Source organism: Vibrio sp. Vb0598 (assembly GCF_033338935.1).
GTDB lineage: Bacteria > Pseudomonadota > Gammaproteobacteria > Enterobacterales > Vibrionaceae > Vibrio > Vibrio alginolyticus.
Genome location: NZ_JAWOTP010000006.1, coordinates 213,302 through 224,874, shown reverse-complemented (window position 1 = coordinate 224,874; position 11,573 = coordinate 213,302). Strand labels below are relative to the sequence as shown.

The window sequence follows — 11,573 nt, the reverse complement described above, 5'->3', positions numbered from 1 at the left end:
GGCGCTGGACTAAACAAAGGCCCCCTTTTAGGGGGCTCACACAAAGCCACCTTCTTTAGAAGGTGGTAATTTACTTGAATTTGCTGTAACAGATTCCGTTGCTATGCTTTAAGTCCAGTAAGTAGTGCTTCCATTGTGTCGCTTTGCTTACGCAGTTGATCAACGTTTTGTGAAGTCGTGCTTATCATATTGCACACGTTATCTGCTTGAACTCGAATTTCTTCAACGCTTGAGGCGATATTGTCCGCGACTACACCTTGCTCTTCAGCTGCTGTTGCAATTTGAATGCTACTGTCGGAGATAGTTTGATTTTTATCTGCCAAAGAGCCGATTTCGTGATTCACTTCCGTCATGAGGTTTTGTCCCTCATTTGCATTATTAACTGTAACTTCCATCAGCTTAGTAAGTGATTGGCTGTTACGCTGTAACGATTCAATCATCGTTTGGATTTCAACTGTCGCTTGCTGAGTGCGTCCCGCAAGAGCGCGAACCTCATCCGCAACGACCGCAAATCCACGACCTTGTTCTCCAGCACGTGCAGCTTCAATAGCCGCGTTCAGAGCAAGTAGGTTGGTTTGCTCGGAGATCCCATTGATGGTTGTCACGACTTCATCAATTTGTGCTGCATCGGCATCTAACTCGGCAACGGCTTGAGACGCAGATTGAATCTCATTAGAAAGGTTCGAAATCGAGTGAAGCGTATTCTCAACTTTCACTTGTCCAGACTGAGCCACGTTACGTGCATCATCGGTTTGCGTGCTTGAATCGTGAGCTAGTGTCGCGACTTCTCGAATCGTTGATGCCATCTGTTCAGTTGCACTCGCAAGAGAGTTGAGGTGTTCCTGCTGAGTCGCTGAAATATCTGAACTGTGATGAATCGATTGATTCAGGTCTGAGCTAATTTGTTGCATTAACGCCACAGACTCTTGAATCGACAGCACCATTTGTTGCTCTCGTTCTGCAACTTTGTCTATCGTAATAGCAATTTCACTAAACTCGTCGCGAACAGGGAAGAAGTTCATTCTCGCAGTTAAGTCGCCACCCGCAAGGGTGTTTAATGCTTTGTTCATCGTGAACATCGCGCCGCCAATAAACGTCATGATGTAGTAAACGCCAAGAGCGAGAATAAACAAGCTCACACAGATAATGCTTACTTGAGTCGTTGATAGGGCAGCCCATAAAGAAAGTTCATGGTTCGCAACCAAACTGTACGTACCATTTAAAACAGACACGGATTGCGAACCAGAGCCAATAGAAACGGTTTCTGAACCAGCGATTAGGCTTGCTACTTGAGATTGAGAAAGGTTGCCTGCCTCTATCAGACCTTTCATAAGCATGAGCTCTTCTTGGTACATACTTGAGATCAGTGTATTAGCCGCGCTATTAAGGACGAGAGTGAGAATGACTAAAGCAAGAAGAGGGAGAACGAAGAGCAAATAGAACTTTTCTTGAATCTTTAAGTGAATGAGATACTTATCAATCCAGCGGAATGGAATTTCTTTCATAATTATAATAACCGTGCAAAAACCCACTATCCTTAGTGGGGTGAATAGACGAAAAGAATATATCACTCAGTAAAAAGAAGCGGTACAAAGATGAACGTAAAGTGTGAGAGATTTATAGTAAAAGGTCATGTTCAAGGCGTGGGCTTTCGTTACCATACTTCCCATCAAGGATTGAAGCTAGGGTTAACAGGTTATGCGAAGAACCTAAACAATGGTGATGTTGAAGTGATGGCGTGTGGAACAGACGCGCAAATAGTTGCGTTTTCGAAATGGTTACAAGAAGGACCGCGAACGGCAACAGTAGAGCATGTGATGCAGGAGCCTGCGTCGTATAAGCCGTTACGCGGTTTTAAAATTTTATGAATCTACAAGCATTTAGCTGGCTTTGGTAGGCCGGCTAATTTGGTTGCTTGTTTGGCTGGCCCCTTTTTAAACAGCTTGAATAGATACTTACTATTACCTTTTTCTGGGCCGTGCGCTTTTTCCATCGCTTTCACAAGCATACGCACTGCAGGGGAGGTATTAAACTCTTCATAAAAGTCTCGCACAAAATGCACAACTTCCAAATGAGCATCCGTAAGCTCGATGTCTTCTTCTTTTGCTAAAAGCTCAATCATACCTTCTTCCCATTGAGTATGATCCAATAAGTAGCCTTGAGCATCCGTTTCAATTTCTTTGCCGTTGTAAACGAACATAACGTTTTATCCGTTAAGTAAACATGGATGTTTATAGATTAGCGACAGCCGAGAATGTTCTCAACAAAAGAATCTCGAAGTCGTATCGAGCGAATCAAAAGCGTACAAAATGGTGAGTGTTTTTGACTGAGCTAGGCACTTTGATAGAAATGCTCTTTTATTCAAATAAATAGGAAACTATTCAGTTTGTTAGAAATTTTACGGGGTGAGTACCAACGAAATTGCATGGATATCCAGGCTTATTCATTTTTGTTTTGGTTTTTTCTTGGCTACTTGTCTGATTATGGGATTTTATGGGTGAATGAATAGCTGACAACGTTGTGTTTGTTTTCATAGACCGATATTCTCATTGGATTAATGAAAGCCTGTATTCAGGTTAGAAACAACAATGATGACAAGGAGTTAGTCATGTCGAAACAACGTTACATTGAGATTAATGACAATGTAAAATCCACTTGGTCCATCGAGCGAATTTGGCAACTTGCAGAATCCTTACCTGTAGAAGAAATTGCGATTGCTGATATAAAAGGCCCAAATGAAGTGACTTGGTTTAGTCATGAAGGGCCACAGCCAACCTGCCGTGAAATTGCAAAACATTGCCAACGAATCAACAATGCTGATTTGTCGTATCCGGTAATCTTAACCAGTGACTATCGTGTTTTTGACGGTATGCACCGAATCGCCAAGCAAATCATGTTAGGAGAGGAAACGATTAAAGTGAGACGCTTTAGAGAAAACCCAGAAGCTGACGAAGTTATCGAGTTGGCGGTAGACCAAGCGTAACAAACTGAATTACTTGCAAAGAAAAAGCCCGAAGGAATTACCTTCGGGCTTTTTGATTCTACTTAACGAGAAACGATTAATCGTCGTTCATGATGCCTAGAATGCTTAGTAGGCTGATGAAGATGTTGTAGATTGATACATACAAAGTTACTGTCGCAGAGATGTAGTTTGTTTCACCGCCACGAATAATGCTTTGTGTTGTCATCAGGATCGCCATAGTAGAGAAAATGATAAACAAGCTGCTCAACGCCAAGTGTAAAAGGGTTGATTGAATAAAGAAGCTTGCAATCATGCCCACAACCAGCACAACAAATAGTGATAGCATTAAGCCACCCATCATCGATAGGTCACGTTTCGTTGTTAGTGCGTATGCCGATGCTGCCATGAAAGATAGTGCCGTACCACCGAGTGCGGTTAATACGATATCGCCCATGCCTGCACCTATGTACATGTTTAGAATAGGGCCAACGGTGTAACCTAAGAAGCCAGTAAATAGGAACGTAAACACAAGGCCAAGACTGTTGTTACGGTTTTTCTCTGTTAAGAATAATAGGCCGTAGAAACCAACCAGCATTAGGATGATACCTGGATGTGGAAGGTTAAATGCCATTGCAACGCCAGCAACGACTGCCGACCATAAAAGTGTCATTGAAAGTAGAGCGTAAGTATTACGCAATACTTTGTTCGTTTGTAGAGCACTTTCTTGAGTTGAAGTGCGGGTAAACATTGGACTGTTCATAATCTTCCTCGATAAGAGACTTTCTTTTAAGTACATTTATGGGATTGAAAGTTCAAAAAATCAAGCCCTAACCATACGTAACTTAGATAAAATAATAATAGAAATAAGATGTTATGTATTTGGCAACTTGTAACACAATATTACTGACTAGCATAGCTATATTGATTCTTACACAGATTTTTGAATTTAGTAACAAAAAGCACTGGCTTCATAGAAACCAGTGCTTTTTTATGTCGATTCGGCTAAATCTTAGTGGTGTAAGATTTGCGCTAGGAAGTTTTGGGTCCTATCCGATTGAGGATTCTCAAAGAAGTCGACCGGGTTGTTTTCTTCGATGATCTCTCCTGCGTCCATGAATATCACGCGATCGGCAACCTCTTTAGCAAAGCCCATTTCATGTGTCACACATAGCATAGTCATGCCTTCCTCGGCGAGTTCGACCATTACATCCAGTACTTCGCGAACCATTTCCGGGTCGAGTGCAGATGTTGGCTCATCAAAAAGCATGACTTTAGGGTTCATACACAAAGAGCGAGCAATCGCCACACGTTGTTGCTGGCCACCAGACAGCTGACCGGGATACTTCTCCGCTTGGTCTGGAATTTTTACACGTTCCAGATATTTCATCGCAACTGCTTCTGCCTCATCTTTTGGCATCTTCTTCACCCAGATAGGCGCGAGCGTACAGTTTTCCAGTACGGTTAAATGAGGGAAGAGATTAAAGTGTTGAAAGCACATGCCCACTTCTCGGCGTACTGCTTCAATGTTCTTTAAGTCTTCAGTTAATTCCGTACCAGAGACGTAAATGCTGCCTGCTTGGTGTTCTTCAAGGCGGTTAATACAGCGAATCATCGTTGATTTTCCCGACCCAGATGGGCCACAGATAACGATTTTCTCGCCGCGCTTAACGTCGAGGTTAATATTTTTTAGTACGTGAAACTCACCATACCATTTATTCATGTCCTTCAATTGGATCATGTAATCTTGTTGTTGCGTCATAATACGTCCTTGATCTTGATGAGTTATCGTTTGTGACCGGTATGAAGTTTGTTTTCAAGCCATATCGAATAGCGTGACATGCCAAAACAAAATACCCAAAACACTAACGCGACAAATACATAACTTTCAGTAGCAAAACCTAACCATTCAGGGTCGGTATTTGCTGCTTGTCCTATACCGAGTACGTCAAACATGCCAATGATGAGTACTAAACTGGTGTCTTTAAACAAACCGATAAAGGTGTTCACGATAGAAGGAATAGTAATCTTTAGCGCCTGTGGCAAGATAATAAGCCCAGTCTTTTTCCAGTAACTTAACCCAAGCGCATCAGCGGCTTCATATTGACCTTTCGGAATGGCTTGTAGACCACCGCGTACCACTTCTGCCATGTAAGCGGAGGCAAACATAACCACACCGATAAGGGCGCGAATCAGTTTATCTGTCTCTGAACCTTCAGACATAAACAATGGAAGCATAACCGAAGCCATGAACAAAACCGTAATAAGCGGAACGCCACGCCAAACTTCAATGTAGACGGTACAAATGCTGCGAATGATCGGCATCTCTGAACGTCTACCAAGCGCAAGCACCACACCAATTGGCAGTGAAACTACGATACCAACTAACGCAATAATGAGCGTAACGAGTAATCCACCCCATTTGTGTGTATCGACCACTTCTAGTCCAAAGACACCCCCGTATAACAGCCCAGCGATGATGAATGGATAGATGTTTACGAAGAAAAGCCAAATCCACATCCGTTTCGGTGTCTTCTCATACGCGAGTAAAACGGTAAATATGGCTAATGTGATATAGAAAAGGCGAGGGCGCCATAGTTCGGACTCTGGATAAAAACCATACATGAACTGCTCCCAGCGCACGCTGATAAATACCCAGCAAGCACCATCTCGGCTACAGTCGTCACGCGTTGAGCCAATCCAGTCTGCGTTAATAAACGCCCAATCCACGATATACCATATTGCAGTTACGACAATATACGCAAGAATGACAGTAACAATGGAATTGATAGGGCCATTAAATAGATTTTTCCGCATCCAACCAACGAAGCCTACAGTATTGGCGGGTGGTGGGAGATCCGGTTGAAATTGATGAGTACTCATATTATCTCTCCACCAGCGCGACTTTACGGTTATACAAGTTCATTAATGCAGACGTAATCAGACTTAATGTCAAGTACACGCCCATCGTCATCGCAATGATCTCAATCGCTTGTCCCGTTTGGTTCAGGGTAGTACCAGCAAACACAGAGACAAGATCTGGGTAACCAATCGCCATCGCTAACGATGAGTTTTTGGTGAGGTTGAGATATTGACTGGTTAAAGGTGGAATAATAATTCGTAACGCTTGAGGAATGACAACAAGCTTTAAAGTTTTCGAGCGTGGTAAGCCTAGCGACATCGCTGCTTCGGTTTGACCATGACTAACCGCATTAATACCAGAGCGAACAATCTCAGCAATGAAAGAAGCTGTATAAACACTCAATGCCAAAAGTAGCGCAGCCAATTCAGGAATAATGCTAATACCACCTCGGAAGTTAAACCCTTTTAGTTCAGGATAATTCAGTGAAATTGGCATACCAGCAAGGAAGTACACAACCAATGGAAGGCCAACAACTAAACCCAAAACTATTCTTCCCATTGGGGTTTGTTGCCCAGTGAGACGTTGCTTATTATTCGCCCATACATTAATTAATAAGCTTGCGATTACCCCGAAGATTAACGCGGCAATAACGTAGCTACTGCCGGGTTCCATAGTCGGTGCAGGGAAATATAAGCCACGAACGTTCAGGAAAATAGCTTCACCAAGACTTAAGCTTTGGCGTGGTGAGGGTAATGCTTGAAGAACAGCGAAATACCAGAAGAATATTTGCAGAAGAAGGGGGATATTTCGGAAAGTTTCGATATAAACTGCCGCTAAACGACTAACTAACCAGTTAGAAGAAAGGCGGGCAACCCCCATGGTAAAGCCAATCACAGTAGCCAGAATAATACCTAATACGGAGACTAACGCCGTATTAAGAAGGCCGATGATAAATGTTCTACCGTAAGAGTACGTTTCATCGTATTCAATTAGTGTTAACCCAATACCAAACCCGGCTTCTTGATTCAGAAAACCGAAGCCCGTTGCAATACCACGAGCATCTAAGTTATTGAGAGCGTTGTTTACAATCGTGTAAAAGAAAAATACCAGTGCAGCAATGGCAATGATCTGGAAAATAGCAGAACGAAAGGCAGGATTATAAATCAGGCTCTTGCTTCCGCTTGGTTTGGACATCGTACTTGGCGATGCATCTTGTGTCGGTTTCATACAGCGATAACCTCAAACCTTAGTTATAGATATCGGCCTGTATAAAGAAGTTTCGTCCTTGCTGGCTAAAGAATAACGCTCCATGTCTGGTGACGTACGAACCTTTAAAGCCGTTCCACCAAGCGAGCGCTTTTCGCCATCCAATGAGCGATCCTTACTCATACAGTGAGATATAATCAAGAAAAAGGGCGGCATGAACCGCCCTGATTAACTCTTTCTATCGGATTGGTGGCGCGTACATAAAGCCGCCTGCATTCCATAGCGCATTAACGCCACGAGAGATTTCTAACGGCGAACCAGTACCGACTGTACGTTCGAAGCTTTCACCATAGTTACCAACTTGTTTGATAACCTGGTAGCCCCAATCGTCGCGGATACCCAACCCTTTGCCTTTAGGGCCATCAACACCAAGGATACGTTTGATGTTTGGATCTGTTGACTTCAGCATTTCATCCGCATTCTTCGAACTAATACCGTATTCTTCAGCGTTAATCATCGCAGACAATGTCCACTTAGCGATGTTAAACCATTGATCATCGCCTTGACGAACGACTGGACCTAGTGGCTCTTTAGAGATGATTTCTGGAAGAACGGCCGCAGAGGACGGATCTTTCAAATTCAAACGCAGTGCATAAAGGCCAGATTGGTCAGTTGTTAATACGTCACAGCGTCCCGCATCAAAACCTTTCGAAGTTTGCGCCGCTGTGTCGAATACCACAGGTTTGTACGCCATGCCTTGGTTGCGGAAATAATCTGCAAGGTTTAGCTCGGTTGTTGTACCTGATTGAACACATACCGACGCACCATCAAGCTCTTTAGCACTTGATATACCAAGTTCCTTCTTCACCATAAAACCTTGACCGTCGTAGTAGTTCACACCTACGAAGTTTAGGCCCAGTGCAGTGTCACGGTGGAGAGTCCAGGTCGTGTTACGGGAAAGCACATCAATCTCACCAGATTGAAGCGCAGTGAAACGTTCTTTTGCGGTTAGGGGTACATATTTAACTTTCGTTTTATCCCCAAGAACGGCTGCAGCCAGTGCTTGGCAATATTCTACGTCGATACCTTCCCATTCGCCTTTTGAGTTAGGGTTAGAGAAACCAGGTAGACCGGTACTTACACCACAAGTAAGAAAACCTTGTTTTGTGACTTTGTCCAGAGTAGTGTCTGCTGCTTGAGCTGATGTTGCCATCATCGCAGTAGAAGCCGCTACGACGGAAGCAAGAACTGTGAGTTTATTTGCCATTTGTATCCTTCCTGTATGATCCATGTTTAATCAGGAGTGACCTGAAATAACGTGTCCAATTCGTTAGAGTTATCGTCCTACGTGATTGATTTTCGAAGAAACGGCATTCGATAGATCAACCAGTTATAAGCGTAGGAAAGGATCTGTTAATTCTCAAATATATAATTTAAATGAAGTTTTGAGAGAACTTACAAAGTGCCTTGAGATTTAGAATGACGAAATGTTAATTGTTTGTAAATAGTGCAATTCATGGACAATTTGGTGCATCAGAACAATCAATAGAAGAGTGAACAATACAAAAGAATAAAAAGTTGTTATTAAAACTGTCATTAGCTGAGCAAGGTGAAGTTCAGTAAAAATTCAAACAAAAATTATTTGTGATACCGAAACAGGGTGATGAGCTTGCCCCATTTTTGGTAGCATGGTCTACAACAGCTAATTAGAGTAATCATGGATTGAAATGCGATATTTTCCTCTGTTCTTAGATTTAATTAATAAACCCGTTCTCGTCGTGGGTGGCGGTGAGGTGGCAAGCCGAAAGGTGGAAGCGTTGCTAAAGGCTGGGGCGGATGTGACTATCGTTTCTCCGACGTTGGTTGATTTTCTGTCTAAGCTTGCTTCTGAGCATCAACTGCGCTGGGTACAACGTTTCTATTCGAGTGACATTGTCACTAAAAACTTTGTTCAAGTGTGGGCGACGACAGACAATCCTGAGCTAAATCACCAAGTGTACAAAGATGCCAAAGAGCTAGGCATCTTGGTTAACGTTGTGGATGATAAGCCTTATTGTGATTTCATCACGCCGTCAATGATTAATCGTGGCCGCATCCAAATCGCTATCTCTAGTGGTGGAGCTTCGCCAGTTTTAATTCGAAACATCCGTGAAAAGCTTGAATCGATACTGCCACAAAACATGGGGTTGATGGCGGATTTTGCTAACTCAAAGCGAAACTCAATTAAAGAGGCACTGCCTAGCGTCGATTTACGCCGCAAGTTTTGGGAGCAATTTTTCTCGAATCCCGAGGTGGAAAACGCGCGAGATAATCGTGAGTTAGAAGCAATTTACCAAGCGACCATGGCAACACCGTTAGATGAAAAGGGAAGTTGTACTTGGATACATGTTGGGAAAGATGTTGAGATGTTGCCAATAAAAGCCGTACGCTATATGCAACAAGCGGAGCTGGCTCTGTACTCAACTCGATGTGAAGCGAATGTGTTAGAACTAATACGCAGAGATGCAGAAAGAGAAGCTTTCTCGAGCGCTGCTGAGCTTTCGGATATGCTGGCCAAGGCTAAAGCTGAAAAGCTTCGAATTTGCGTGTTCATACCACAAGGAACGAGCGAATTCGTATTGCTGCAAGGGCAGGACTTGGTTATCTAGCAATGCCAAATGCTAAAAGTGGATACGTAGTTCGTTACACAAAAGCCAATAAAAAACGCCAGCGGATTATGCGCTGGCGTTTTTACTTACTTCTCAGATTGATTAATCACGGAAGTTGTTAAACTGGAATGGGATACCCATCTCTGCTTCACGAATCGCTGCCATTGTCGCTTGCAGGTCGTCGCGTTTCTTACCAGTAACACGTACTTTGTCGCCTTGAATAGAAGCTTGTACTTTTAACTTTGCGTCTTTGATAAGTTTCACTACTTTTTTCGCCGTTGGAGTATCAATACCTTGACGGAAAAGCAGAGTTTGGTGCCAGTTTTTACCAGTAACGTCTGGGTCTTGTGCATCCATTGCGTTCGCGTCAATGTTACGCTTCGCTAAGTGGCCGCGTAAAATGTCGCGCATTTGCTTAAGTTGGAAGTCACCTTCCGCAGACATTTTTACGTTTTCTTCTACTAGCTCAAAGCTCGCATTTACGTTGCGGAAATCGAAACGAGTAGACAATTCACGGTTAGCGTTATCAACGGCGTTACGTAGTTCAACCGTATCGATTTCAGAAACAATATCAAACGATGGCATGAAGATTCCTTGATTATTTTGTTATAGGGACTTTCGGGACTTAACAGCGCTTGCCAGCATATCTAGCATTGTAGCAGTGTCTTCCCAACCTAGGCATGGATCTGTAATAGACTGACCATACGTTAGGTTATTGATGTCAGTCATTGGCTGATTGCCTTCAAGAATAAAGCTTTCAGCCATGATACCCGCAATACGAGTGCTGCCTGACTTAATTTGGTTACAAATGTCTTGAGCTACGTCGATTTGTTTTCTGTGTTGCTTCTGACAGTTTGCATGGCTGAAATCCACAACCAAACGTTGTGGCAATCCAAACTCAGCTAAAGCATCACATGCTTGTTTGACTGATGCTTCATCAAAGTTAGGGCCTTTTTCTCCACCGCGCAGAATAATATGACCGTAAGGGTTGCCACTTGTGCGGTAAACCGTCATTCGACCGTTCTTATCTGGCGAGTAGAAGTAATGCGATGCTTTCGATGCGCGAATTGCATCAATTGCAATTTTTACGTTGCCATTTGTGCCATTTTTGAAACCAACTGGGCAAGATAGTGCCGACGCCATTTCACGGTGAATTTGTGATTCCGTTGTGCGAGCACCAATCGCGCCCCAAGTGATCAAATCCGCGATGTATTGGCCAGTGATCATATCAAGAAACTCAGTAGCAGTCGCAAGACCAAGCTTGTTGATATCCAGTAGTAGTTTACGAGCTTTATGAAGACCAGCTTCAAGTGCGTAAGAACCATCTAGGTTAGGGTCCGTAATCAAACCTTTCCAACCAACTACTGTACGAGGCTTTTCAAAGTAAGTACGCATCACGATAAACAGTTCGTCTTTGTACTTGTCTTGGATTTCACTCAGGCGAGTGGCGTAATCAATGGCAGCTTCAGTGTCGTGAACAGAACACGGACCTACAATCGCAAGAAGGCGATCGTCTTCACCCGATAAAATGTTTTCAATCTGACGACGAGATTGAGCGATACGGTCTGCAACGTCATCCGTAATAGGATGTACACTACCTAGCTCTGCTGGGGTAGGCATTGGACCCAAAGGTTGGGTTCTCAATTCATCTGTTTTTATAGGCATGTTATAGCTTTATTCTCTATTGCGAAGGGGTAAAGATAACGGAATTACAGGCAGGAATAAACCGTTTCACGGGAATCTTCGCCAGGAAATACCGAATTGTATACAAAGGTGTAGGTATTCATTTAAATGACTTATGTATAAATGACAAAACTTGATCATTAAATCAATATATATACATTTGAATTTATAACCATTTTATCTATCTCGCTGTAAGGTAATCTAAGTAACTGCG

Annotated in this window: 12 protein-coding genes; 3 read left to right on the top strand and 9 right to left on the bottom strand. The window is 43.1% G+C overall.

Going from position 1 to position 11,573, the window contains the following annotated elements; translation table 11 throughout:
- Positions 1-101: 101 nt before the first annotated feature.
- Entirely contained in the window at positions 102-1,505 is a 1,404-nt protein-coding gene (locus tag R7Q38_RS09185) for a methyl-accepting chemotaxis protein (RefSeq protein ID WP_239938577.1), read from the bottom strand.
- Positions 1,506-1,595: 90 nt separating this feature from the next.
- On the opposite strand from R7Q38_RS09185, the gene yccX reads away from it, so the two are divergent.
- Complete coding sequence (gene yccX / locus R7Q38_RS09180) at positions 1,596-1,868, top strand: acylphosphatase (protein WP_033905335.1); 273 nt, start codon at positions 1,596-1,598, stop codon at positions 1,866-1,868.
- Positions 1,869-1,870: 2 nt separating this feature from the next.
- On the opposite strand, the gene R7Q38_RS09175 is transcribed toward yccX, so the two are convergent.
- Positions 1,871-2,200: a TusE/DsrC/DsvC family sulfur relay protein gene (locus R7Q38_RS09175; protein ID WP_005377396.1), complete on the bottom strand. Its 330-nt coding sequence runs from the start codon at positions 2,198-2,200 to the stop codon at positions 1,871-1,873.
- Between the two features lie 408 nt (positions 2,201-2,608).
- Between R7Q38_RS09175 and R7Q38_RS09170 the strand changes: the two genes are divergently transcribed.
- Positions 2,609-2,983 carry a chromosome partitioning protein ParB gene (locus R7Q38_RS09170; protein WP_042523006.1) on the top strand — a complete coding sequence of 125 codons (375 nt, stop codon included), beginning with the start codon at positions 2,609-2,611 and terminating at the stop codon, positions 2,981-2,983.
- Positions 2,984-3,059: 76 nt separating this feature from the next.
- Here R7Q38_RS09170 and R7Q38_RS09165 read toward each other — a convergent pair whose 3' ends face one another.
- The 5 genes from R7Q38_RS09165 to R7Q38_RS09145 all read right to left on the bottom strand — a co-directional run bounded on the left by R7Q38_RS09165 (position 3,060) and on the right by R7Q38_RS09145 (position 8,295).
- A complete protein-coding gene (locus tag R7Q38_RS09165) occupies positions 3,060-3,722 on the bottom strand; it encodes a Bax inhibitor-1/YccA family protein (RefSeq protein ID WP_025766607.1) in 663 nt (220 codons plus the stop codon).
- A gap of 249 nt (positions 3,723-3,971) precedes the next feature.
- The gene (locus R7Q38_RS09160; RefSeq protein ID WP_005377400.1) at positions 3,972-4,721 is read right to left on the bottom strand and encodes an amino acid ABC transporter ATP-binding protein; all 750 of its coding nucleotides are present in this window, start codon (positions 4,719-4,721) and stop codon (positions 3,972-3,974) included.
- Positions 4,722-4,744: 23 nt separating this feature from the next.
- Positions 4,745-5,842 carry an amino acid ABC transporter permease gene (locus R7Q38_RS09155; RefSeq protein ID WP_005389988.1) on the bottom strand — a complete coding sequence of 366 codons (1,098 nt, stop codon included), beginning with the start codon at positions 5,840-5,842 and terminating at the stop codon, positions 4,745-4,747.
- A 1-nt stretch (position 5,843) separates the two neighbouring features.
- Positions 5,844-7,049 carry an amino acid ABC transporter permease gene (locus R7Q38_RS09150; RefSeq protein WP_005377402.1) on the bottom strand — a complete coding sequence of 402 codons (1,206 nt, stop codon included), beginning with the start codon at positions 7,047-7,049 and terminating at the stop codon, positions 5,844-5,846.
- Between the two features lie 217 nt (positions 7,050-7,266).
- Positions 7,267-8,295, bottom strand: a complete 1,029-nt coding sequence (locus tag R7Q38_RS09145) for an amino acid ABC transporter substrate-binding protein (protein ID WP_005377403.1) — start codon at positions 8,293-8,295, stop codon at positions 7,267-7,269.
- A gap of 460 nt (positions 8,296-8,755) precedes the next feature.
- On the opposite strand from R7Q38_RS09145, the gene R7Q38_RS09140 reads away from it, so the two are divergent.
- Positions 8,756-9,676, top strand: a complete 921-nt coding sequence (locus R7Q38_RS09140; RefSeq protein WP_033905330.1) for a bifunctional precorrin-2 dehydrogenase/sirohydrochlorin ferrochelatase — start codon at positions 8,756-8,758, stop codon at positions 9,674-9,676.
- A 102-nt stretch (positions 9,677-9,778) separates the two neighbouring features.
- On the opposite strand, the gene R7Q38_RS09135 is transcribed toward R7Q38_RS09140, so the two are convergent.
- Both R7Q38_RS09135 and R7Q38_RS09130 read right to left on the bottom strand, forming a co-directional pair.
- A complete protein-coding gene (locus tag R7Q38_RS09135; RefSeq protein WP_005377415.1) occupies positions 9,779-10,261 on the bottom strand; it encodes a YajQ family cyclic di-GMP-binding protein in 483 nt (160 codons plus the stop codon).
- Positions 10,262-10,282: 21 nt separating this feature from the next.
- A complete protein-coding gene (locus tag R7Q38_RS09130) occupies positions 10,283-11,341 on the bottom strand; it encodes a 3-deoxy-7-phosphoheptulonate synthase (RefSeq protein WP_005390197.1) in 1,059 nt (352 codons plus the stop codon).
- Positions 11,342-11,573 lie beyond the last annotated feature (232 nt).

Coding starts and splice junctions, on each gene's coding strand:
- R7Q38_RS09185 (WP_239938577.1), bottom strand. CDS start 1,505: ATGAAAGAAATTCCATTCCGCTGGATTGATAAGTATCTCATTCACTTA.
- yccX (WP_033905335.1), top strand. CDS start 1,596: ATGAACGTAAAGTGTGAGAGATTTATAGTAAAAGGTCATGTTCAAGGC.
- R7Q38_RS09175 (WP_005377396.1), bottom strand. CDS start 2,200: ATGTTCGTTTACAACGGCAAAGAAATTGAAACGGATGCTCAAGGCTAC.
- R7Q38_RS09170 (WP_042523006.1), top strand. CDS start 2,609: ATGTCGAAACAACGTTACATTGAGATTAATGACAATGTAAAATCCACT.
- R7Q38_RS09165 (WP_025766607.1), bottom strand. CDS start 3,722: ATGAACAGTCCAATGTTTACCCGCACTTCAACTCAAGAAAGTGCTCTA.
- R7Q38_RS09160 (WP_005377400.1), bottom strand. CDS start 4,721: ATGACGCAACAACAAGATTACATGATCCAATTGAAGGACATGAATAAA.
- R7Q38_RS09155 (WP_005389988.1), bottom strand. CDS start 5,842: ATGAGTACTCATCAATTTCAACCGGATCTCCCACCACCCGCCAATACT.
- R7Q38_RS09150 (WP_005377402.1), bottom strand. CDS start 7,049: ATGAAACCGACACAAGATGCATCGCCAAGTACGATGTCCAAACCAAGC.
- R7Q38_RS09145 (WP_005377403.1), bottom strand. CDS start 8,295: ATGGCAAATAAACTCACAGTTCTTGCTTCCGTCGTAGCGGCTTCTACT.
- R7Q38_RS09140 (WP_033905330.1), top strand. CDS start 8,756: ATGCGATATTTTCCTCTGTTCTTAGATTTAATTAATAAACCCGTTCTC.
- R7Q38_RS09135 (WP_005377415.1), bottom strand. CDS start 10,261: ATGCCATCGTTTGATATTGTTTCTGAAATCGATACGGTTGAACTACGT.
- R7Q38_RS09130 (WP_005390197.1), bottom strand. CDS start 11,341: ATGCCTATAAAAACAGATGAATTGAGAACCCAACCTTTGGGTCCAATG.